At 44.7% G+C, this 23,858-nt stretch carries 20 protein-coding genes, 1 tRNA gene and 1 other RNA gene; 12 read left to right on the top strand and 10 right to left on the bottom strand.

Features of this window, described 5'->3' with window-relative positions; genetic code table 11:
- Position 1: 1 nt before the first annotated feature.
- From ACK28X_RS05640 to ACK28X_RS05625, 4 genes are all read right to left on the bottom strand, one after another.
- Positions 2–622, bottom strand: a complete 621-nt coding sequence (locus ACK28X_RS05640; RefSeq protein ID WP_412057443.1) for a LysE/ArgO family amino acid transporter — start codon at positions 620–622, stop codon at positions 2–4.
- Between the two features lie 224 nt (positions 623–846).
- A complete protein-coding gene (gene pgi, locus ACK28X_RS05635; RefSeq protein WP_412057442.1) occupies positions 847–2,499 on the bottom strand; it encodes a glucose-6-phosphate isomerase in 1,653 nt (550 codons plus the stop codon).
- A gap of 124 nt (positions 2,500–2,623) precedes the next feature.
- Entirely contained in the window at positions 2,624–5,746 is a 3,123-nt protein-coding gene (locus ACK28X_RS05630) for an efflux RND transporter permease subunit (protein ID WP_412057441.1), read from the bottom strand.
- A complete protein-coding gene (locus ACK28X_RS05625) occupies positions 5,739–6,893 on the bottom strand; it encodes an efflux RND transporter periplasmic adaptor subunit (RefSeq protein WP_412057440.1) in 1,155 nt (384 codons plus the stop codon). The genes ACK28X_RS05630 and ACK28X_RS05625 overlap by 8 nt, the downstream gene beginning before the upstream one ends.
- A 338-nt stretch (positions 6,894–7,231) precedes the next feature.
- On the opposite strand from ACK28X_RS05625, the gene ACK28X_RS05620 reads away from it, so the two are divergent.
- Both ACK28X_RS05620 and ACK28X_RS05615 read left to right on the top strand, forming a co-directional pair.
- The gene (locus tag ACK28X_RS05620) at positions 7,232–8,776 is read left to right on the top strand and encodes a sensor histidine kinase (protein ID WP_412057439.1); all 1,545 of its coding nucleotides are present in this window, start codon (positions 7,232–7,234) and stop codon (positions 8,774–8,776) included.
- 394 nt (positions 8,777–9,170) lie between these two features.
- Positions 9,171–9,247: transfer RNA gene (locus tag ACK28X_RS05615), tRNA-Arg, on the top strand.
- A gap of 241 nt (positions 9,248–9,488) precedes the next feature.
- Here the strand turns inward: ACK28X_RS05615 and ACK28X_RS05610 are convergent.
- Together ACK28X_RS05610 and ACK28X_RS05605 are read right to left on the bottom strand one after the other, a co-directional pair.
- Positions 9,489–9,710, bottom strand: a complete 222-nt coding sequence (locus ACK28X_RS05610; RefSeq protein WP_412057438.1) for a hypothetical protein — start codon at positions 9,708–9,710, stop codon at positions 9,489–9,491.
- Positions 9,711–9,730: 20 nt separating this feature from the next.
- Entirely contained in the window at positions 9,731–10,498 is a 768-nt protein-coding gene (locus tag ACK28X_RS05605) for a hypothetical protein (protein WP_412057437.1), read from the bottom strand.
- 328 nt (positions 10,499–10,826) lie between these two features.
- Between ACK28X_RS05605 and ACK28X_RS05600 the strand changes: the two genes are divergently transcribed.
- The 4 genes from ACK28X_RS05600 (at position 10,827) to ACK28X_RS05585 (ending at position 14,532) form a co-directional block, all read left to right on the top strand.
- The gene (locus ACK28X_RS05600; RefSeq protein ID WP_412057436.1) at positions 10,827–11,573 is read left to right on the top strand and encodes an electron transfer flavoprotein subunit beta/FixA family protein; all 747 of its coding nucleotides are present in this window, start codon (positions 10,827–10,829) and stop codon (positions 11,571–11,573) included.
- A gap of 16 nt (positions 11,574–11,589) precedes the next feature.
- A complete protein-coding gene (locus ACK28X_RS05595) occupies positions 11,590–12,522 on the top strand; it encodes an electron transfer flavoprotein subunit alpha/FixB family protein (protein WP_412057435.1) in 933 nt (310 codons plus the stop codon).
- A 68-nt stretch (positions 12,523–12,590) separates the two neighbouring features.
- On the top strand, positions 12,591–14,219 hold the full coding sequence (locus tag ACK28X_RS05590) for a 4Fe-4S dicluster domain-containing protein (protein WP_412058292.1): 1,629 nt from the start codon (positions 12,591–12,593) through the stop codon (positions 14,217–14,219).
- Between the two features lie 166 nt (positions 14,220–14,385).
- Positions 14,386–14,532, top strand: coding sequence for a DUF1127 domain-containing protein (locus tag ACK28X_RS05585; RefSeq protein ID WP_412057434.1), 147 nt, complete (start codon positions 14,386–14,388; stop codon positions 14,530–14,532).
- 131 nt (positions 14,533–14,663) lie between these two features.
- Here ACK28X_RS05585 and ACK28X_RS05580 read toward each other — a convergent pair whose 3' ends face one another.
- Entirely contained in the window at positions 14,664–15,212 is a 549-nt protein-coding gene (locus ACK28X_RS05580) for a c-type cytochrome (protein WP_412057433.1), read from the bottom strand.
- 108 nt (positions 15,213–15,320) lie between these two features.
- Here ACK28X_RS05580 and ACK28X_RS05575 point away from each other — a divergent pair, with 108 nt between their 5' ends.
- On the top strand, positions 15,321–16,187 hold the full coding sequence (locus ACK28X_RS05575; RefSeq protein ID WP_412057432.1) for a prephenate dehydratase: 867 nt from the start codon (positions 15,321–15,323) through the stop codon (positions 16,185–16,187).
- A gap of 119 nt (positions 16,188–16,306) precedes the next feature.
- Here the strand turns inward: ACK28X_RS05575 and nudC are convergent, their stop codons facing one another.
- Positions 16,307–17,206 carry an NAD(+) diphosphatase gene (gene nudC / locus ACK28X_RS05570; protein ID WP_412057431.1) on the bottom strand — a complete coding sequence of 300 codons (900 nt, stop codon included), beginning with the start codon at positions 17,204–17,206 and terminating at the stop codon, positions 16,307–16,309.
- 174 nt (positions 17,207–17,380) lie between these two features.
- Between nudC and ffs the strand changes: the two genes are divergently transcribed.
- From ffs to ACK28X_RS05545, 5 genes are all read left to right on the top strand, one after another.
- An RNA gene (ffs, locus tag ACK28X_RS05565) (signal recognition particle sRNA small type) lies at positions 17,381–17,478 on the top strand.
- Positions 17,479–17,574: 96 nt separating this feature from the next.
- Positions 17,575–19,446 (top strand): DNA polymerase III subunit gamma/tau, encoded by a 1,872-nt coding sequence (locus tag ACK28X_RS05560; RefSeq protein WP_412057430.1) that lies wholly within the window; start codon positions 17,575–17,577, stop codon positions 19,444–19,446.
- A 122-nt stretch (positions 19,447–19,568) separates the two neighbouring features.
- Positions 19,569–19,892 (top strand): YbaB/EbfC family nucleoid-associated protein, encoded by a 324-nt coding sequence (locus tag ACK28X_RS05555; protein ID WP_412057429.1) that lies wholly within the window; start codon positions 19,569–19,571, stop codon positions 19,890–19,892.
- A gap of 35 nt (positions 19,893–19,927) precedes the next feature.
- Positions 19,928–20,533: a recombination mediator RecR gene (recR, locus tag ACK28X_RS05550; RefSeq protein WP_412057428.1), complete on the top strand. Its 606-nt coding sequence runs from the start codon at positions 19,928–19,930 to the stop codon at positions 20,531–20,533.
- A gap of 110 nt (positions 20,534–20,643) precedes the next feature.
- Complete coding sequence (locus tag ACK28X_RS05545) at positions 20,644–21,996, top strand: NAD(P)H-dependent oxidoreductase (protein WP_412057427.1); 1,353 nt, start codon at positions 20,644–20,646, stop codon at positions 21,994–21,996.
- 51 nt (positions 21,997–22,047) lie between these two features.
- Here the strand turns inward: ACK28X_RS05545 and ACK28X_RS05540 are convergent, their stop codons facing one another.
- Positions 22,048–23,445 (bottom strand): NAD(P)(+) transhydrogenase (Re/Si-specific) subunit beta, encoded by a 1,398-nt coding sequence (locus ACK28X_RS05540; protein WP_412057426.1) that lies wholly within the window; start codon positions 23,443–23,445, stop codon positions 22,048–22,050.
- A gap of 8 nt (positions 23,446–23,453) precedes the next feature.
- A complete protein-coding gene (locus tag ACK28X_RS05535) occupies positions 23,454–23,855 on the bottom strand; it encodes a proton-translocating transhydrogenase family protein (RefSeq protein ID WP_412057425.1) in 402 nt (133 codons plus the stop codon).
- Positions 23,856–23,858: the final 3 nt, after the last annotated feature.

Here is a 23,858-nt window from a genome sequence, read left to right as displayed (position 1 = left end):
CCTAGGATAAAACACTAAATAAAAATGGTGTTAATAACCTAAAAGCTAGTAAACCCATTATTATAGCAATCAAAAAATCTAAAAAACGCCACATGGCAGGGCGGGCAAAAAAAGGGGCTAACAAACGAGCACCATAGCCAAGCGAGAAGAAAAAAATAAAAGACGCTATAATTGCGCCGGCAGCAAAAATCACTTTGTGTGGGCTATAATGGGTAGAGATCGTCCCCAATAGCACCACCGTATCAAGATAAACATGGGGATTCAGCCAAGTGAAAGCTAAAGTAATCCAAAGTGTCTTCCTAAGTGACTTGGCCTGCGCATGTAACGGATTAAGGATAGCGTTTTGGTAAAAGGCTGCCCATAGACTCTTTAACCCATATATAAGGAGAAAGACTCCACCTGCTAACGTCATGAGCGATTCAAGGCGTGGAAATTGTAAAATCAAAAAACCAAACCCAGCAACCCCTGTTATAATCAATATAGTGTCGGATAAAGCGCAGGCTAATACAACCGCTAGCACATGTTGCCTTTGTAATCCTTGACGTAAAACAAAAGCATTTTGTGCGCCAATCGCAAAAATAAGGCTTAATGAGAAGAAAAATCCTGAAATAAAAGCATCCATTTTAAAACGATATCATGCAATTTTATATTTTCAAGTTAAATAAAATTACACGAAATGCTTCTGGATAAACAGAAAGAATCCTTGAGCTCTCTTATCCTCATTCCCTAAATAGAACTATCAGATTAAGAGACTATAACAGCGCTACCCATCTAAACAAGCCATAAATCCTTGCACCTAAACCTTCATAATCAATTGCTCCTTAAATTTCAAACACAGTGCGTAGCCTAGCGCCCTCGCCCGTGCTGCTGCAACAAATAAGCTAAAAGGCCGCGCGTCGAACCATCACGACCCTCAATAGGCACCCGCCCATCAACCATGGGCAACAGCTCATTAGCCAATTCTTTGCCTAACTCAACGCCCCATTGATCAAAGGAGTTAATATTCATTAATATCCCTTCAACAAAAACACGGTGTTCATAGAGAGCCATCAATCGCCCCAAAGCGAAAGGAGTCAAACGCTCTTGTAAAAATGTAACGCTTGGACGGTTACCTGGAAAACTTTTGTGAGGGCTTAATTTACGAGCGCTTAGCTCATCCATACCCGCTTTACGCAATAAAGCATAGGCTTCTTCCATAGTTCGCCCCCGCATCAGAGCTTCCGATTGGGCTAAACCGTTAGCTAACAGCATGTGATGTAAGTTGCTAAGTTCCTTTTCATGCCCACGAGCAAAAAGAAAGAATTCAGCTGGAACAATATCCGTACCTTGGTGCAAAAGTTGAAAAAAAGCATGCTGGCCATCTGTCCCCGGCTCGCCCCAAACTATGGGTCCGCTCGGAATAGTTAAATCAATACCTTCACGATCAACGCTTTTGCCATTGGACTCCATATCCACCTGCTGCAAATAAGCAGGAAATCGCGCTAAACGTTGTGCATAAGGCACTACAACCCGCGAAGAATAACCACAAATAACCCGTTGCCAAAAACCCAAAAGACCCAACAACATTGGAATATTTTGCCCTACGTCATTCGTTCGAAAATGCTGATCCATCGCATGGGCGCCCGCCAAAAATTCTTTAAAACGCGCCGAGCCTATGGCCATCATAATTGCCATACCAATAGGCGACCATACCGAAAAACGCCCACCTACCCATGGCCAAAACCCAAAAGTGCGGGCAGGCGCAATACCAAATTGCTCTACTTTGTCAAGAGCAGTTGAAACCGCAACGAAATGCTGCGTCACCGCTGTCTCTCCTAGGTGATCAACAATCCACCGCCGTGCTACCGCCGCATTCGCCATTGTCTCTTGAGTTGTAAAAGCTTTTGAGGCAATAATAAACAAGGTATTTGCAGGTTTAAGCAAAGCTAATATATCGCAGATATGTGCACTATCAACATTAGAGACAAAATGGCAACGTGGCCCATCGTGATAAGGCCTCAAAGCCATAGTAACCATGCTTGAACCTAAACTTGAACCACCAATACCAATTGAAACAATATCAGTAATAGGCTCATTGGTTGCACCTCGATAGATCTTTTTGCGAACGCCCTCGCAAAAATCGCTCATAGCGTCTAATACTTGGTGTACATCTTCCACAACATTATGCCCCCCCTGTAAAAAGACAGCCTCTTTTGGGGCACGTAAGGCAACATGCAAAACCGCGCGGTGTTCTGTCACATTAATCGGTTTGGCAGCAAACATGGTATCGCGCTCATCTAATAAATTTGCTGCATGCGATAGTTGATGTAAAAGATCCATTGTTGTTTTTGTGACATTACTTTTAGAAAAATCAAACAATAAGTCGTCAAACCATAATGAGAACTTTTCAAATCGCTCAGAATCTTGGACAAAATGCTGACGAATATCATGCACACTGGCTTGCGTTGCATGCGCTTTTAAACTAGCCACTATATTCCAAAACATCGTTTCATGACGCATGATATAATCCTCCTAAATAAAACATTAAGAATGGGCTTTTCCATTTAAAAAAAACCGCTGCCCCTGTACTTAATTCGCAATAATGTAGAGCTTTTCGGCTTTATATAAATACAAAGAACCACCTTCACCTTTCTTTGCGCGCTTGTTCAAGCTCTTGGATTAAATGCAACGACTCTCCCGCTCTTGTCTTAATAAAACGCGCTAATAATAAATATGCAACCGGCGTTACATACAATGTAGCAAAGGTTGCAAGCCCCAGCCCTCCCACGATCACCCATCCCATAGCGATACGGGCTTCTGCGCCCGCTCCATGAGCTATAATCAAAGGAAGAGCGCTAAGAACAGCACAAATCATAGTCATAGAAACAGGGCGTAAACGAATATTGGCCGCTTCCTCTACAGCTTGACGAATCGATTGGCCGCGATCACGTAATTGATCAGCAAACTCAACGATCAAAATACCGTTCTTCGCCATAATACCTACCAAAACCACAAGACCAATCTGACTATAAATATTCAGACTTCCTCCACTCGCAAGCATAGAAAGAACCGCACAGCCAAGCCCTAAAGGTAAAGTAGCCATAATAATAAAACCAGAGATAAAACTTTCAAATTGTGCAGCCAAAATCAAAAGAATAATCAAAATGGCAAATACAAATACCAATAAAACGCCATGAAATGAATCCTTCAAAGTGGCTGCTGCTCCTAAAGGGAGCACATAGCTACCCCTTGGTAAAAGAGGCGCGGCGATCGTGACTACGGCTTGATATGCCTCACCTAAGCTTACACCAGGCGCCAAATCGGTGGTAAGACTTACCGCTCTCATTTTATCTTCGCGTCGCAATAAGGGAAAGGTTGATTTTTCTTCTACCGTTGAAAAAGAAGAAAGCGGCACATAACGATCACCCCTAGTTTTTATCAAAACGTTTTTAAGCGCTTCTGGACTATTTACGGGTTTTTGGTCAGCCACGAGCTTTACATCGTAAGTATCGCCTGCTACGTAAATATTTCCCACCACGCGCCCGTTAAGCAAGGTTTGGATCAAACTATTGACCTCCTCAAGATCCACGTCTAACTGTGTTGCCTTTTCACGATTAAAATTTACAAATACCTGTGGGGCTGTTTCATCAAAGGATAAACGAGGGCGTTCAAAGCGCGAATCTTTGCTAAGCGCGCTTATCAAAGCTTGGCCTGCAACATTAAGTTCATCATAGTTATGCCCTAAAATAGCAAAACTTAGTCCGCCACCACTGCCACTGCTAAAGTCTCCTAATGAATTTTCTTGCAAAGCAAACATCTGCACCGAAACAATAGACGCAACCCGCCGATAAATGTCATTAATAATCTCCTTTTGGCTACGCTTGCGTATATCCCAAGGCGCTAAACCTAAAGAAATTGAGCCAGTATTTCCACTACTACCGGCAAGCGAAAACATTCTTTTAATCTCACCACTATCACACAAAGGTTGAAGAGCCTGCTCAATGCGATGTATTTGATCAGCGAAATAATCAAGTGAAACACCCCGTGGGGCCATAACATATAATAGAACCTCACCACGATCCTCTGGAGGAGTCAGCTCTTGTTTTAGCTTTGTAAAGCCAAAGCCACACGCCCCTATAAAGCATAAGGATAAAACAATCACCAACCAAGGATACTCCAAAGCACCATATAATGTTTTTTTGTAAAACCGCTGCAACCTGCCTCCCAAGTTTTGAAAAAATTTAGGCTGTCTATAATTTTTCTTCCTCGCTTCACGTAAAAACCGTGATGCCATCATGGGGCAAAGGCTCAAAGCTACCAGCGAAGAAAGTAAAACAGAGGTTGCCAAAACAAAGCCAAACTCACGAAATAAACTACCCACTGTGCCTGGTAGAAATGAAATTGGTACAAACACCGCCGCCAAGGTCAAAGTTGTAGCAACCACCGCAAAAAAAACTTCACGAGTCGCCAAGACTGCTGCGGCTCGCGGCCCTACCCCTTGATCGCGCCAACGCATAATATTCTCTAGGACTACAATCGCGTCATCAACCACGAGCCCCGTGGCCAAAACCAACGCTAAAAGTGTTAATACATTGAGAGAAAAACCCATAAGATAAATCAAAGCAATAGTGCCGATCAGCGCAGTAGGAATCGATACAAGAGGAATAAGGGTGGCACGAATATCCCATAAAAAGAGAAAAATAACCAAAAAAACGACCAAAACCGCTGCAACAAGCGCCACTTTCACTTCAGACAGCGCTCCACCAATAAAAACGGCTTTATCCGTGGCCACATCTATATATACCCCCTTGGGTAAGGTTGGCTGTAAAGCTTTTATGGTTCGATGTACGCCTTTTGAGATTTCCAATGCATTCGAGCCAGATTGCTGGATAATATCTACCCCTATAACAGGAGCACCATTATAGCGGGCTACCGCCGTTACTTGCGCGGGGGCAAATTGCACATCGGCCACATCGGCCAAATGCACATTAGGCTTAATAGAAAGATTGGCAAAAGCTGCGGGCGTAGAAATGATTGACTTCGCATGCACGCGCAAAGTTTCGCTTGGACCGTTTAAAGACCCAACTGGTGCATCTACATGAAGCTTAGCTAAAAGATGCGCCACATCACTCACTTGCAAACCATAAGCTGCAAGTTTATCTTGATTGACAGAAATTTTTACAATTTTATTGCTCTCCCCGCTCGTCCGCACATCGGCAACCCCAGGTACAGCCATAAATTTATCGATGATCTGATCTTGAACAAGCTTGGTCAGCTCCGCTATACTCATAGTATCAGATATAATGCCGATCTCAATAACGGGTTCAGATTCCGAATTACTCTTAATAACGCGCGGCCTATCGGCATCCTTAGGCAAGCGGTCACTTGCACGCGATAAGGCATCGCGTATATCCGAGGCCACCACATTTAAATCACTCCCCGCATTTAACTCAACCGTCACACGCGAACGGCCAAAAGAAGAATATGACGAGATCTTTTTAACCCCTGAGATCGGCGCAATAATCTTTTCTACTTCTTGCGTAATATCTGCATCCACCATCTCTACCGACGCCCCGCGGTAAAAGGTTGACACCGTTAAAACAGAGCTATGTGCATTCGGTAATTCTTGCACCGGCACCTGCGTCCAAGCCGCCAGCCCCGCAACAATGATTAGTGCATTAAACACGAATGCCAGCACTGGTCGGCGAATAAACAGAGCCATTGCCCCAGCTAATCCCCCCTGCACCTGATCGTCATTTTTACTCATAGTCCGCCTTTATAGGCCTTTCCTTGGCGTCAAAAACCTTTAAAATACGCACAGGCATAGAAGGAAAAAACCTTTGAAAACCCTGAATAGCAATCAGGTCACCTTCTCTTAGGTCACCCATGATCAGCACCTTATCAACTTTATGTTGTCGTACGCGTACCGGCACACGCTCTACAATATAAGTAGCTTCGTCTATCCTTATATTACTCGCATCTTCACCGCTAGGATCCCCCCTGTCGACTTTTTTAGGGATAAGCCGCCAGACATAAGCGCCCTGGCTATTCCATTGCAGCGCCAAAGGCGAAACTGCAGGCAGAGGTTTCACACTAAAATTACGATCTACCACAAAGGCCATCCCAGGCCGCAAAAAATCATCATGGTTCTCGAGGGTGGCGCGAACAAGGAAATTATGGCTTTGCGGGTCCACCTTATTATCAATCGCGCTGATCAAATTAGGAATTTCGCGATCCGGCTGATCAAGCGTGGTTATTTTCAATGTCTCGCCAAGCTTTATCAACGGTAAAAAGCGTTCAGGTACCGCGATATCGACAAAGATTTTTTCACGATTGACAATTTGCGCAAGAGGCATATTAGGCGTTACAAAGCTACCTTCAACAACAGAAAACAAGCCTACAACCCCCGGCATAGGAGCGGTAATCGTCCGTTGTTCAAGGCTTAATTGCGCCTCTTGCAAATGCAATTGCGCATTTACTAAAGCAAGACGCGCTGCCGCTTCTTGAACCTTTGTGGCGGCGTTACTATCACGTAAAGTAACAACCCGTTCATAAGCTGCTTGAGCATTTTCAACTTCAGCTCTCGCTTGCTGTACGAAGATTTCTTCTTTACGGGAATCAAGAAGAGCAATATTTTGATTTTTTGCCACGCTTTCCCCCGGCTTAACCAGGAGCTTTTTTATCGTTCCATTCGCGAGAGGCACCAAACTGACTTGAGCAGTAGGCTGCCCAGTAGCAATCATATGGAGTGAATCGCTCAGAATTTCCTTGCCCAATTTTTGGACGACAACCGCTGGTTTTTGGCGGGCGATTAATACTGTACTTTTACTTTTCTCTTGCATAAAGTAATGCTTGTAAATACCAATCCCTACAAAAATAGCTATACCTAAGAAAATAAACTTAACAACTTTCATAAACAAACCCTATTGACAGTAGCTCGCAAGCGCATCCTTCAGCGTTTATTTTAGAAATCAAAACCACTCTTCACTCCCTATACGCTTCTCGCTTCTGCCCATATCCAAGATTTTATAGATGATTAAGTAACACGCCCCTTTTCCCTCATAAGCCTGTGCAACAAAAAGCTTAAGAAAAGCAACCTACTACAATCAAATCATATAAAGAAACCGAAAACAATACCCTATCCATAGCAAATATTTTATGGCAGAATCTCTTCTAAATTACCTCTAAAGTATTATGTAAGAATAATGGTATAGGTAGTAAAGTACGCAATCATTAATGAGAGCTCCGCCCCATGCATAACCGCGATTTTTCGACCTTACATGCCAAAAAAACGGCGCCTTTACCCTTTGATATCGCCACTGATACCCGCAGCATGTGGTTCAAAGTTCCCATCCATCAGCGCCTCCGCACTCGCCTTATTGCCATTATTGCTACTGCTGTCTTCATCCTTGAGATAGCTATATATCTCCCGATGCTTGCCAATATCCGTAAAGCTTGGTTAAATAAACATTTCCAAGGGGCAAAAACTATCAGTTTGGTTCTGCCATCTGACCATAATCAACCATTAAATCTTAAAACACAAAAGAACATCCTTGACGCTACGTCTACGCTTATGATCAAGGTATGTAAAATTGACCAATGCCATACCATCGCCGCTACCCAAACACCTGAAGTCATAAATCATATCGTTGATTTAAAAGCATATTCTAAATGGAGTTCCATTCGGGAATCGCTCTCAACTTTGCTCTGGGGCGGAAATCAAAATCTCCTAGTCAAGGGGGCATTATTCGACCCCTCTATGTATACAGAAGCCTTATTAAAAGACGACGACTTGCGCGCCTCTATGATCGATTTTACAAAGTATTTTATTTTTACCTCTTTGCTTATCTCGCTGGTAGCCGCCTTTTTTATCTATGTTATTTTACAAAAACTGTTACTCAAGCCTTTGCGCACCATCTATGAAAATATGCTAGATTTTGTACTTGAGCCTGATAATCCTAACCGAATCATGGTTCCTACTAGCCGCCGCGATGAACTAGGCCTTGCTCAACGGCGCCTTGCCTCTATCGAAAGCAAGGTACAGCGCGATCATGCCCGCCAAAAACATTTAGCCAATTTGGGCCTTGCTGTTTCCAAAATAAACCACGATATGCATAATATACTAGCTTCTGCCCAGTTACTTTCCGACCGGTTGGCAAAAGTGCAAGATCCAATCGTCCAAAAAGTTTCTCCTCAATTGGTAGCGGCCATTGACCGTGCCACTAAATATAGCCAAAGCGTTATCACCTATGGACGCAATCAAGAACTACCGCCTAAACGCAAGCGCTTTCTCCTTCACCCCTTTATTCATAACGTCTATGAACATTTAGTAATAGCACAACGTGAAGAGATTGATTTTCAAAACCTCGTCCCAAAAGGTATTGTCATTGATGCCGATGAAGACCAGCTTCACCGCATTATCACAAATCTTATCCGCAATGCTATACAAACCCTAAATGAAACCAAGCCACCTCAGGCTACAAAAAGCCTAATCATTGAAGCTGAACGCCACGGTAAATCTACCTTTATCCATATCAAAGATAATGGCCCAGGCCTGCCCTTAACAGCCAAAACCCATTTATTCTCGCCTTTCAAAGGCTCCACCCATCGCCACGGCTCGGGACTTGGCCTTGCCATCTGTGAAGAACTTATCCGCGCCCACGGCGGCTCCATTCATTTGGACGAATCTACAAAAATAGGCGCGCATTTCGTCCTCTATATCCCCGATAATCCCACCACTAAAAAGAGATCTAAAAAAACGCTAAGAATAGATAAAAATAATAATCCCTCCAAATAACGCATTTTATCATTTTCAAAACACAGAAATATATTGCCGTCGTAGGGCGCCTGTGCATTTTAAAAGAAAGCGTTCCATAACAACACAAATATAGTAATATATCTTGCAACTCATAAATCCCACATAAGAGGGGGCTATTACCTTTCAACAAGTCATTACAGATCAGCTATTGGTAGCTCAATCCAAAAGCTTCTAGCATCCTTTTTTTTCAAAACGGAATAATCGTCCTGATTGCGCTTAATATATATGCCCCGCGCTACGGATTCTAATGTTCCCACTCGCCCCTATCAAAAAGAAGCAAAAACCATAGAAAATTATATTTTTATGTAAGTTTCACTTGCAATTTATCTCAAGAACGATTACCAACCCCATAGCTTAAAATCATTAAGCCATGGCACCCGTAGCTCAGCTGGATAGAGCACCAGACTACGAATCTGGGGGTCAGGAGTTCGAATCTCTTCGGGTGCGCCACAAGCATATTTTATAAAAACCGCTAACTCGCGAAGATATGTTTGAAATTTTATATCTTCATCGCTCATGGTTTTTAATGAAGAATAAAAGATTCTATCCCCAATTTTTGGTATTCAGTCCGACTAGCTATAGCATAAGATTGCGGCGCCTTTAAAAATGTCAGGGCGCCAGTAATCTGTAACAGCAAGGCTCCAATCCCTACTTGGATAGGTAGTCCCAAAAGATAATTTTATATCAAGGCCTACAAGATTTTAAGTGGGTGTTCCCCTGTAATTGATAATGCAATTGCCTGATTAGCTCCTGTTGCCGCATCAATTTTTAGCAGAATATTATAAAAAATCAAAAACGGTATAATTAAAAAAGCCCTGCACCACACACCCATAAAAATCAGCATCACTATATTAACCGGTATTTCAGCAATAGGCAGATAAATCCTCACTTTAACGTTTTTCCTATCCCTCATAATAGATCGCCGATTTTTACTTAAATGGGATCATAGTAAAATTGCAGATAAAAACATAAAATAATCATCAAGGTTAGGGTGAAAATAAGACCCGTGATAAAGATGCTGGAGACGTTTTTCTTAACCACCCTTATTATAGCTCCACCCAGGGAGTCTTTAATGACTGCCTCTTGAAGCGGACGAACAAATGCCAAGCATTTATCGTGCAAAGATGCAGAAAGTGAAAACTTAGGGATCGATGCTATAGCAGCCTTATGGGTCAAAAATGCTTGAGAAAATTGAGCAGGCTGCTCGGCGGGAATAGTAGCTTGCGCAGTCTTTTTCGCCAATTGAGCGCTTTGCGCAGACGATAACACCAATTTTTTTTCCATACTTTTTGCTAGCTTAACAACAAGTGGCAATAATTTCAAAATAAGATCGGCGCGCACGCTATAAATGGCTTGGCGCTTTTCCATATCTCTAAAGCGCCTTAACAAAGCATGATTACAAGCCTTTTGCTGGCGATATTGCGCCCATAAAGCCAAACTAAGCACGGCAAAATCAAGCGTTTCCTGCGATTTAAAGGCGCTAGTCCCCCCTTCTAAAGACAGGGGCTCCGATGGCGGCGCACAGTGTTGCATATGAGCGTGGATGGCTCGCAACCGCCTCGCTACCGCTTCCATAAGATGAGCGGGGATAAATCCAGGCTCTGTATCTAACGCCCCCCTCACTGCTCCTTGAGAAAAAATATGGGGTTGTGTTTGTAACTGTCCTTGCCTTCTCATTGGGTCATCCGCCTTTATGCTCACCCGGTACACATGGAGCCTTTATGCATGAAGAAAGATCTCCAATGGATCCGATACGTCAGGCCCTATGACTCCATCAGACTGTACCTGATTTAAGTAAAAATAGCTTTAACAGACATAGCGCCATCATTGCCCCAGTTGACAAAGTTTCATAAGATAGGTCATAAATTGATCAAGATATTAAAGACACGCAAGAGGAGGCTCGTGTGATCTTAGAGAACTTATCGGCAAGACCTTAAAACGCCTTTAGTCAACCGGCTGTCTAACAGAAGGCATTTGAATAGTTGTATCAAACGGCCTTTCTGTGAGTTTGCATATTAAGAGGATTATCATGAAAATCATCGTCGCTGTTAAACGTGTGATTGATTATAATATAAAGGTACGGATCAAAGCCGATGGTAATGGGGTTGATCTAAATAACGTCAAAATGTCGATGAATCCTTTTGATGAAATTGCCGTTGAAGAGGCTGTCCGCCAGAAGGAAGCCGGACAAGCTAGTGAAATTGTGCTCGTATCAGTTGGCCCCCAAGCCGCACAAGAGACCCTACGAACAGGACTTGCAATGGGGGCAGACCGCGCCATCTTAGTCAAAACAGATGAGCGCGTTGAATCTTTAGCTGTTGCTAAGGCGCTCAAAGCCATTTGTGAGGAAGAAAAACCCACTATGGTCTTTTTAGGCAAACAAGCCATTGATGATGATAACAATCAAACGGGTCAAATGCTAGCGGCTTTACTTAATTGGGGGCAAGGCACCTTTGCCTCCCAACTCAAAATTCATAACAACTGCGCGGAGATTACCCGTGAAGTGGATGGCGGTCTACAAACGCTCTCACTACCTCTACCCGCTATTATGACCGTCGACCTACGCCTAAATGAGCCGCGCTATGCATCTTTGCCTAATATCATGAAAGCAAAGAAAAAACCCATTACTGAGACAAGTTTTTCTCAATTGGGGATAGATGCCACCCCAAGGCTTACTATCGTGCAGGTGGAGGCGCCCATGGGTCGTAAAACCGGCATTAAAGTCGCCAATGTGAAGGAGCTAGTCGAAAAATTACAAGAAAAAAACGTTATCTAATAATGGGAGCCGAACAATGGCACTTCTTTTACTCGCCGAGCACGATAACCAATCCCTATCTGATCAAACAGCTAAGGCCTTAACGGGCGCTATAGCTCTTGATAAAACCATTGATATTTTAGTATGCGGACATGAATGTAGGCCTGCTGTAGAAAAAGCTGCCAGCCTCGCTGGCGTACGGAGAATTCTTCACGTAGATCACCCAAGCCTTACCCATCACTTAGCGGAAAACGTTACCAAAGTACTTGTCACCCTATCAGAAAATTATACTATATTTTTAAGCCCCGCCACAAGCAATGGTAAAAATATTATGCCTCGCTTAGCGGCTCTCTTGGATGTGATGCAAATTTCTGATATTATTGAAATTATCTCACCAGATACTTATAAGCGCCCCATTTATGCAGGTAACGCCATTGAAGTTGTACAATCAAAGGAATCCAAAAAGGTTCTTACCTTGCGCACCAGCGCCTTTGATGCCGCGCCAAGTGGCGGGGCGGCGGAAATTACTTCCCTCGACTTAGACCCCGATAGCGGCCTTTCCTCCTTCGTTAGCGAAGAAAATAATAAAAGTGCTCGTCCTGATCTTACTTCTGCACGCATTGTCATATCGGGAGGCCGAGGGCTTGGATCAGCAGAAGAATTCATGGCACTTTTAGGCCCCCTCGCTGATAAACTCAATGCGGCTTTAGGCGCTAGTCGTGCTGCAGTTGATGCAGGCTATGCTCCCAATGATTGGCAAGTAGGACAAACAGGAAAAATTGTTGCCCCTGATCTCTACATAGCGGTTGGCATTTCTGGAGCTATCCAACATCTTGCGGGTATGAACGCTTCAAAAATCATCGTTGCAATCAATAAAGACGAAGAAGCTCCCCTTATGCAGATTGCTGATTACGCTCTTGTTGCCGATCTTTTTGAAGCGGTGCCAGCATTAGTAAAGGCGCTACCATGACCCACCCCCTGCTCCCCCAAAACACACAGCAACACGTTCCAATTAACCTTGCGCCGCCGCGCGAAGAAATGGCTTTTGATGTTGTAATCGTAGGAGCAGGGCCAGCAGGGCTTGCCGCTGCTATTCGTCTAAAGCAAAATGATCCTAACATCAGCGTGGTAGTCCTTGAAAAAGGAGCTGAAGTCGGCGCCCATATCTTATCAGGCGCGGTAGTGGATCCCGTGGGGATTGACCATTTACTCCCCGATTGGCGACAAGAAGAAAGCCACCCGTTTCAAACCTTGGTCAGCGATGACCAATTCCTCTTCTTAACCCAAGAACGGGCACACCGCATCCCTGCTATCTTCATGCCTAAAGTTCTCTCAAATCATGGGTGTTACATTGTTTCACTAGGCCATGTATGCCGCTGGTTGGCTCAAAAGGCCGAAGCTCTGGGAGTAGAAATTTACCCCGGATTTGCCGCCAATGAATTACTCTACAATGAAGATGGCGCCGTATGCGGCGTTGCCACAGGCGATATGGGGCTTGACAAAACTGGTACACCTAGCGCCAATTACATGCGTGGGATGGCTCTTTTAGGTAAATATACGCTTTTAGCCGAAGGAACCCGAGGTTTCCTTAGCCAACAAGCAATTAATAAATTTAACCTTAATCACGCTCGCTCACCACAAAAATATGGGCTAGGATTAAAAGAATTATGGGAAATTAGGCCGCAAAAGCACCGCCTTGGGCTTGTACAGCACACGGCTGGCTGGCCCCTAGACCGTCACACAGGCGGCGGCTCCTTCTTATACCACTTGGAAAACAATCAAGTTGCGGTTGGCTTTGTTGTGCACCTTAACTATGAAAACCCTTATCTTTCACCCTTTGAAGAGTTCCAACGTTTTAAAACTCACCCTTCCGTCCGTGATCTTTTTATTGGCGGTAAGCGACTGAGCTATGGAGCTCGAGTCATTAATGAAGGTGGCTTTCAAGCTGTGCCACAATTAAGCTTTCGCGGCGGCGCTCTCATTGGCTGCGCTGCAGGCTTCGTAAATGTTGCCCGCATTAAAGGCTCCCATAACGCTGTATTGTCAGGAATTTATGCAGCAAACCACGTCGCCACTGCTTTGGCACAAGGCCGCGCACAAGATGAAATTACTCAAATTGAGAATGAATGGCGACACAGCCTCATCGGCCGTGATCTTTATCCAGTGCGTAACGCTAAACCGCTCTGGTCAAAGTACGGCACGCCTTTGGGTATAGGCTTAGCAGGGTTTGACCTCTGGTGGCAAAAGATTTTCAAATTTTCCTGCTTTGGCACCCTCAAACACGATAAAACCGACTCAGCCTGCTTAAAACCAGCTGCCAAATTCCAACCCATAACTTACCCAAAGCCTGATGGTATCGTTAGCTTTGACCGCTTATCAAGCGTCTTCTTATCTAATACCAACCACGAAGAAGATCAACCTTGCCATCTTAAAGTACATGACATAACCGTACAAAAGCGATCTGAATGGGGAGTTTTTGGTGGCCCATCCAGCTATTACTGCCCAGCTGGGGTCTATGAATGGATAGAAGAATCGGGAGCCCTTACCTACCGGATTAACGCGCAAAATTGCGTTCACTGCAAAACCTGTGATATCAAAGACCCCAATAACAATATTACTTGGTCTTCCCCTCAGGGCGGCGAAGGTCCGCTCTATACCAATATGTAAAGCCCTGATGCTACTCCATCTACGGTAAACAATTGTATACAGCTTACATCTAATATTGCTTTACTGCAACTAATGCACAACAGCCATGCAATATTCTCACTGCTCTATAATCAAGATTTAGCGTATTATTAATTTGAATACATCTTTATCAATTATAGGTACAAAAATGAACATTCTTCGGTCTTTTAATAAATGGCGTCGCTATCGCAACACCATCAATGAATTAAACCGTCTATCCGCTCATGAATTGCGCGATATTGGCATTGAACGAGGTGATATCGCTTACATTGCCCGCCGCGCCCTACAGCAATAAAGACCCCTCACGGGGCCTTTATTATTATACCTCACTCAAGGGTCTATACTTTATAATAGCTGCTTCTCTCCTTAATATAGGAGCTTAGCTTTATAAAAGGCCTCCATTTTAGAATTTGACGAGTGTTGAGGTCAGTCTTTGTTTGGCGTCTCATCTGATAACCCTTGCAAATAAAGCAAAAGATCTGCTCGTCTTTGCGGATCCTTTATCCCAGAAAAACTCATAATCGTGCCCGGGATAAAGCGAGATGGATCCGTGATAAAGTGATCCAAAGCCGTAAGATCCCAAATTTTATCCTTACTTTTCTGAAACGCCTTTGAATAACGAAAGCCCGGTGCCGTTCCCGCAGGGCGCCCCACTACGCCCCATAAATTAGGACCCACGCGCCGCATAACTCCATTAGCTTGTGGCGGCTGCGCTACATGACATCGCGCGCAAATAGAAAATACTTGGCGTCCAGCTATGAAATCAGCACGTTCCATATAATCAGACAGACGCAAAGGAGCCGCTAGTTCATGCTTTACAATGCTGTGCTTAAATGGCTTCTCATGGAGATCCGATGCTAAAGGTATCTCATAAAGCCTAGCCCCTAAAAAACACACGCCCCACCAAAAGAGCGCCCAAAAAATAAATGCCAAGAGAGCGGTTAAAACAACAGAAGGCCGCAAGGGCACTTTCATCGCATGTTCCTCTCTTCCCTTAACAATAAAAAGCTACGCAACGATCAACATAAAATGCTAGAAATCTTAAAGCAAGCACGTTACACTTTTCCTAATTTAGGAGCTAAAATGTTAAAAACTAATATTATAGCCTTCCAAGGCACTTACGGTGCTAACTCAGATATCGCCTGCCGAGCAAAATACCCTACCATGCAAGTTTTGCCCTGTGATAGTTTTGAAGCTACACTTGAAGCGGTCGAAAAGGGGATAGCTGATCTCGCCATGATTCCTATTGAAAATACATTAGCGGGCCGAGTAGCCGATATCCATCATCTTTTACCCCAAGCTAAGCTCCACATTATTGACGAATACTTCCTTCCCATCCATTTTCAGCTTATGGCCTTACCAAATACTGAATACCAAAACATAAAAACCGTACATAGCCATATACACGCCCTTGGCCAGTGCCGCCAAATTTTGCATAAAAACGACTGGCATGCTGTAGTTGCTAGCGATACAGCAGGCGCCGCAAAATGGGTAAGCGAGCAAAAAGATCCCTCTCATGCTGCTCTAGCCCCTAAACTGGCGGCTGAGCTTTATAACCTCAAAATTCTTGCAACTAATGTCGAAGATTCGCCCGATAATATCACGCGCTTTGTTATCCTTTCCAAAGAGAAAAAATGGGCAAAACGCAAAAGCACGGGCGATGCCATTCTCACTAGTTTACTATTTCGGGTTCGCAATGTCCCCGCCGCCCTTTATAAAGCCCTAGGAGGCTTTGCCACTAACGGTGTAAATATGAGCAAGTTAGAAAGCTACCAGATCGGCGGTAGTTTTCAAGCTACACAATTTTTCGCCGATATTGAAGGCCACCCTGATGACATAAGCGTGCAATTAGCCTTAGAGGAACTAAGCTTTTTTTCTGCAGAAATCCGTATAATCGGCGTCTACCCTGCAAGTCCTTGGCGCACCGCTAAATCCAAAACTCGTTCATAGGTTGCGGTGCCACTTGCTTTATTACAATATCTAGAAGGGTACAGTAGCCAAAAATCTTGAATGGATCAGCGCCTCTTAAAATACCAAGATTGGTAAATATGTGATCAAGCGCGTCAATGCTATGAGCCAAGCCATTGACGAATCAAACACCGCGCAATAGAGCCTTCAGGTGCAATAATCAAACCCTCTGGATGACGACCTTCTAGCATCAACTGCACGCTTTCCCGCTCAAACCAACCACCATCTTCAATTTCTATAGGATCCATAGTAATGTGGCGACTCAAAGCTCGGGCACTACAACCAAGCATCAAGGAATGAGCAAAAGGCCAAGGCTGAGAGAAATGATACGTAACTTCGCCGAGCAATACCCCCATTTCTTCATACACTTCACGCTGCACCGCGGCTTCAAGTGTTTCACCTTGTTCAATAAAACCTGCCAAACAAGAATAGCGCTTATGAGCAAAATTAGGCGAACGTGCCAAAAGACATGCATTAGCGTCATGCACGAGCATAATGGCCACAGGATCAACCCGCGGGAAAGACTCAGAACTACAATGAGAACACTGGCGAGATGCGCCTCCTCCTTTTATTTGCATTTTTTTCCCGCAGTAACCACAAAATTTCTGACTCCTATGCCAAGTCAAAAGAGAATAAGCTTGGGCCACTGCGCCGGCCTCCGCTTCATAAAAATACTTTTGTTGGTAGCCTTCCCAAAGCGGTAGCTGTGCATAAGAGCTTTTCTCTTCAACAACTGGCAAGGTTGTAATAAATAGAGTTACCACCCGGCGCCCATCTTGCCAGCCCAATAAGCAAGCCTCGTCCCACTGCGGTGAAAAGGGCTCGACCTCTTGCGCACTTAAATAAAATTCTGGAATTTCCCCAACCCGATAAAGTAAATTCTTACCATAAAATGCTATTATATAGGGCTCCCCCTCACGCATCTCAACGGGTGAGAAATCAACCCTCTTCTCAAATTGTCGGATAATGGGATTATTTATAAAGGCTAATTTGCCAAACATATCATCGTTCCTTCCCCAAAGATTCGCTTGCCGCCATTATAGGTATGTTTTTTCTCAATCGTATAGAGCGATAAAAAAGGATAGATTTAATGTGAACACTTAACTATACATAATTTCTTTACCTATACGCCCTTTATGGGTTGCTTTTTAGCCCTAAATTAGCGATAGAGAAGTGGGGGGTTGACGATGGACAATCCGCTCGCCAACCGGGTCAGGTCTGGAAGGAAGCAGCCCTAACGAGCTTGGCTTGGGTCATCACTCAACCCCCCGCCCTTATATCAAACCTTAGTAGCGCCTTGCCCATTTCTTAGAATATTCACGCCCGCGCTAAGATAGCCTGGTTATTCCGCTATATATTGTGAGCATTTATGGATACAGCCGCAAAAGCCCCTAATCCCGTCGTCTCCCCACCGCCCTATCGTGTTTTAGCTCGTAAATACCGCCCGGAAACCTTTGCTGACCTCATAGGCCAAGCGCCCATGGTACAAACGCTCCAAAACGCCTTTGAAAGCGATCGTCTTGCACAAGCGTGGATGCTAACTGGCGTGCGAGGCGTAGGGAAAACCACCACCGCTCGGATCTTAGCCCGCGCTCTTAATTATAAGACAAATAATATAGATCGTCCCACTATCGCCTTACCGGAAAAGGGCGAACATTGCCAAGCCATCATGGAAGGTCGACATGTTGATGTCATAGAAATGGACGCCGCTTCCCACACAGGAATTGATGATATCCGTGAAATCATCGAACAAGTGCGTTATCGCCCTGTTACCGCGCGCTATAAAGTTTATATTATCGACGAAGTTCATATGTTGTCCACCCAAGCCTTTAACGGCCTTCTCAAAACATTGGAAGAGCCGCCACCGCATGTTAAATTTATTTTTGCTACCACTGAAATTCGCAAAGTTCCTATCACTGTTTTATCTCGCTGTCAGCGCTTTGACTTGCGGCGCATTGAATCCACAACCTTGGCCGAACATCTAAAAAAAATCACCAGCCTTGAAGGCAGCGTTGCAGAACCCGAAGCGCTTTCCATGATCGCTCGTGCTGCCGAAGGATCCGTGCGCGATGCCTTATCCATACTCGACCAAGCCATCGCTGCAAGCCAAGGCTATATCAAAGCCCAAACCACCCGCGCCATGCTTGGCCTTGCCAATCAGGCCCGCATTATTGATCTCTTTGCGTTTATCATGAAAGGTGATATGCGCAGCGCCTTACATGAATTGCGCGATCAATATAATAACGGAGCTGACCCCCTTATTTTATTAAGCAATCTGGCTGATTTTAACCACCTTGTCACTCGTTTACGTTTCATCAATGACTTAGCTGAAGATGCTTCACTCACTGAAGAAGAACGCCAACGTGGCCTTGAATTTTCGCAAAAGCTCTCTCTCTCAACACTCTCCCGCACGTGGCAAATGCTTCTAAAAGGCCTGCAAGAAGTTGAAAAAGCCCCGCGCCCCATCCAAGCGGCAGAAATGCTCATCATCCGTTTGGCTCATGCCGCCGATTTACCTCCTTTAGAAGATGCTTTGAATGCTTTAGCCGCTGGTAAATCTGTGCCACCTGTCTCCAAAATAAGCAGCACGATGCCTACACCTATAAAAAGCGTAAGCAATGAGCAAATACGTACACACAACCCGCCTACAGTTTATGGAGTTTCGGAAGAAAGCGAACCCGATATTGAAGATATTACAATAGATAAAAAACACCAAAATATCCAACCTACAAAACAAAATAAAACGCCTCAAGAAAAAAAGTTATTTGAATCAAAAAGGCAAATCAGTACACAAAATGCATGCCCCCATACCCTTGTTGATCTTATCGCCTTAGCCGATCATCATAAAGACATCCACCTAAAATTATTGATAAAAGAATATATCAGACCTATCTCGATCAGTCCTGGACGCCTTGAATGTAGCCTAGAGCCTGGGGCTCCACGCAATTTTTGCCAAGACCTAGCCTCAAAGCTGCGTCTATGGACAGGGCAACGTTGGGATATTATTCGCGCCTCTGAAGGCGGCGGTAAAACCTTGCGCGAAGAGGAAGATAACGCCCATGCAGCGCTTCTGTCTCAGGCCGCACGCGACCCAGAAATTGATAAGATTTTGAAACATTTCCCCGGCGCAAAAATTGTGGATGTTCGACTTAACAAAAATGAAGAAGAACATTTTCTAGACCTTTCTACCAACACCGCGTTAGATAATGATTCCCTTGATCAAACGGGTTATTTTGATTAAAGTTGCACCAAATATCCACCCTTTTAAAATTAGGCCGCTACAATCATTCTTAGCATACGCAATTTGCACCCGATAGAAGTTAAATACCCGCGGCTTAAAATACGAATAATGGAGACAAACAAATGCGTGACATGCTCAGCATGATGAAAAAAGCCAAAGAAATGCAGGCAAAAATGCAAGAAATGCAGGATGCGATGGCGCAAATTGAAGTTAACGGTGCAGCAGGCGGTGGCTTGGTCACGACCAAACTAAATGGGAGCGGCCATATTTGTGGTATAAAAATAGACCCAAGCCTTTTAAAGCCTGATGAAGGGGAAATATTAGAAGATCTCATCATCGCTAGCCATAACGAAGCAAAAAGTAAACTTGACCAAGCCATTGCCCAAAAAACTCAAGAAATGACTGCAGGGCTTCCTATCCCTCCGGGTTTCAAATTGCCTTTCTAACTCTTTCTTCCTCTTTTTCACACTTGGTATCAATTATGGCCAGACCTATTGCCGGTCCTGAAATTGAACGGCTTATCCAATTATTAGCGCGCCTTCCTGGACTCGGACCGCGTTCGGCTCGCCGCGCCGCTCTACATTTGATCAAGAAAAAGGAAGCTCTACTCGCCCCCTTGGGTTCAGCCATGAACGAAGCAGCGTTAAAGGTACGCCTCTGCACGGTTTGCGGCAATGTCGATACCCATGACCCTTGTCTTATCTGTACCGACCCCCGCCGCGACCCAAGTACTCTGATCGTTGTTGAAGATGTCGCCGATCTATGGGCCTTAGAGCGGGCTGCCCTTATGTCTGTGCGCTATCACATTTTAGGTGGCCGCTTGTCACCCCTGGACGGCATAGGCCCAGAAGACCTTAACATCGAAAGCCTAATCAAAAGGGTAGCTGAAGGCGGTATAAAAGAAATTATTCTTGCCGTAAACGCTACGGTAGAAGGCCAAACCACCGCGCACTATATCACTGATCACTTATCGGCCTTCCCCATAAAAGTCAGCCGCCTAGCTCATGGCGTACCGGTAGGTGGCGAATTGGATTATCTTGATGACGGCACCCTAGCAGCTGCCTTAGCCGCACGAACCAGCCTATGACATACCGTACCCTTGTGAGGCCCTTTTCAAAAAACAATCATTACGAAATCGCCTTTACAAGTCTTCATTCATCATTCCATAATCCTATATCTTAATTGGGAGGAAATACCATGGGGAGCAATATCGCCCTTACCGGCCTAGCCCGCGACCTTCAGCAACGCGCCTCAAAAAACAAACCAATACGAATTGGTCTTGTAGGGTGTGGAGAAATGGGCATAGACCTCCTTTCTGCGGTCACTCACATGGAGGGGATAGAAATTGCTGGCGTTTGCAGCCGCACCCCAACCAAAATCCTTAACGGGGCAGACATCGCCTATGGAGAAGAAGGGCATGCGCGCATAGTAACTACCTCTTCTACCTTTATGGCGGCCGTAGAAAATGGTATCATTGCTGCTACTGATGACCTTGATCTCTTGCTTGAAAACCCGCTTATTGATGTTGTGGTCGATGCAACAGGATACCCAGAAGCAGGCGCAGAGATTGGCTATAAAGCTTTACAAAACCATAAGCATTTAGTCATGATGAATGTAGAAGCCGATGTTACAATTGGTCCCTATTTAAAGATTTTAGCTGATAAACAGGGTTGTGTCTATACATTGGGCGCAGGCGATGAGCCCTCGTCTTGCATGGAACTGATCGAATTCGTTTCATCCCTAGGGTACAAGGTAGTGGCAGCGGGCAAAGGCAAAAACAACCCCCTCTTTTATGAGGCCATCCCCGATCACTACGAAGAAGAGGCGCATAAGCGTAACATGAACGTGCGCATGTTAGTAGAGTTTATTGACGGCTCCAAAACTATGGTAGAAATGGCTGCTATTGCAAATGCAACGGGTCTTGTACCAGACTGTCCAGGCATGCACGGCCCTAAAGCTCCTTTGGCTGATCTTGCCAAAATCCTTATCCCTCGCCAAGATGGCGGTATTCTAAACCAGGGAGGCGTTGTCGATTATTCAGTAGGTGAAGGCGTTTCCCCCGGCGTCTTTGTAGTAGCAGAAATACGCCACCCCCGCCTACAAGAGCGAATGAGCGACCTTAAAATCGGCCAAGGGTCGTATTTTACCTTTCACCGCCCCTACCATCTCACCTCACTTGAAGTGCCCCTATCTTGCGCACGGGCTGTCCTTTATGGGCGTGCTGATATGGTTCCTCTACCTAAACCGACTGCTGAAGTCTGCGCCATTGCAAAAAAGGATCTCTTTCCAAACGATCGTCTTGATTTTATAGGCCTTTATACTTATAGAGCTTGGACCATGGCCATTGAAGACGCCCACACAAACCACGCCCTACCTTGCGGTCTTCTAGAAGGAGCAACCGTTACTGCCCCTATCAAATGTGGTGAACTTATCACCGCCCATAATTGCCGCATCCAAAACGACCGTTGGATTGCACGCTTGCGTGCCAAACAAGATCAACAAATTTATGGAGAAAAAGCTCCTTTTTTGTATCATCCCCCAACAGTCTAGATCTAAAAATACGCGGGAGGACGTAAGCCGGCCTCCACGTAAAGATAAGCTCTAGTCAAGCGATTTAATGATGCCTTCGACGGTTTTTTTAGCATCACCAAAAAGCATCATTGTGTTATCTTGAAAGAAAAGACGATTTTCGACCCCAGCATAACCCGCGCCCATGCCGCGCTTTAAAAAAAGAACCGTTCCTGCTCTATCAACATCAAGAATAGGCATTCCAAAAATAGGTGAGTCAGGGTCAGTTTTAGCCGCTGGGTTAGTCACATCATTAGCGCCAATAACAAAAGCCACATCAGCCGTGGCAAATTCCGCATTAATATCTTCAAGCTCAAACACTTCATCATAAGGAACATGAGCTTCCGCCAACAACACATTCATATGACCTGGCATCCGTCCTGCTACAGGGTGGATAGCATATTTCACTTCAACCCCTTGCGCCTTTAATTTATCCGCCATCTCACGCAAAGCATGTTGCGCTTGAGCAACAGCCATGCCATATCCAGGCACAATAATTACCTTAGCAGCGTTTTTCATAATGAACGCGGCGTCGTCCGCCGAACCCTGTTTAATAGGTTTTTCTTCCTGATTTTCTGCTGTAGTAGCAGAAACATTTGTACCAAAGCCTCCTAAAATTACCGAAAGGAAAGAGCGATTCATCCCCTTACACATAATATAAGACAAAATCGCCCCAGAAGAACCAACCAAAGCACCAGTAATAATCAAAGCCATATTACCAAGAGTAAAACCGATTCCAGCCGCAGCCCATCCTGAATAGGAATTAAGCATAGAAACAACAACCGGCATGTCGGCACCACCAATAGGAATAATCAGCGTCACCCCGAGAACCAACGCGCCAAAAATAATCAGCCAAAAAGCCCACGAACTTTCGCTTTCAATAAATACAAAAAGCAAAAGCAAAAGCCCAAGTCCTAAAGCAAGGTTTAAAGCATGGCGGGATTTTAATAAAATAGGCTTTCCCGACATACGGCCATCAAGCTTTAAAAACGCAATGATAGAGCCCGTAAATGTAATTGCACCAATTGCTACACCTAATCCCATTTCTGCCAAAGCATGGCCACTAATCGCACCTGTCACGTCAATGCCAAAAGAATGCGGAGAATAAAGGGCAGCCACCGCTACAAGAACTGCCGCGAGCCCTACCAAGGAGTGAAAAAATGCCACTAATTGCGGCATGGAGGTCATAGCTATATGGCGCGCTACAAAGGCGCCGATTGCCCCCCCAATTGCAATAGCAATAATGATCAAAACAAAAGAGGCTAGCCCAGCTCCCATAAGCAAAAGGGTCGTTACAATGGCTAAGGCCATCCCCGCCATGCCATAAAAATTACCTCTTCGGCTTGTGATTGGATGAGACAACCCCCGCAGAGCCATAATAAATAAAAGACCAGAAATAAGATAAAGTACAGCAGACACATTCATATTCATAATCCGCCTCACTTACCTTTTTTTCGGTACATAGCAAGCATACGTTGCGTAACTAAAAAACCCCCAAAAATATTAATACTCGCTAAAACCAAAGCAATAAAACCCGCGACCCCAGAAATACCAGAACCTGCTAACCCCACCGCCAGCAAAGCGCCAACAATAATCACCGAAGAAATCGCGTTGGTGACCGCCATAAGAGGTGTATGCAATGCTGGCGTCACCGACCATACAACATAATATCCCACCACAATAGCCAAAACAAAAACCGCTAATTGGAAGACAAACGGATCAATCGTTTTGCTATGAGCATCATCCAAAGCCATTTGTAGTGTTTGCCCATAAACCTTGCGCACCTGCTCCACCGCCTGCTCAAGCCCAGTCAAAGCTTTATCAAAAGCCTCATTTTCCATTAT

The sequence above is a fragment of the Bartonella sp. DGB2 genome (genome assembly GCF_046843095.1).
Lineage (GTDB): Bacteria > Pseudomonadota > Alphaproteobacteria > Rhizobiales > Rhizobiaceae > Bartonella.
Note: the sequence above shows the minus strand (reverse complement) of the source record. Positions and strands in the feature narration are given on the sequence as shown.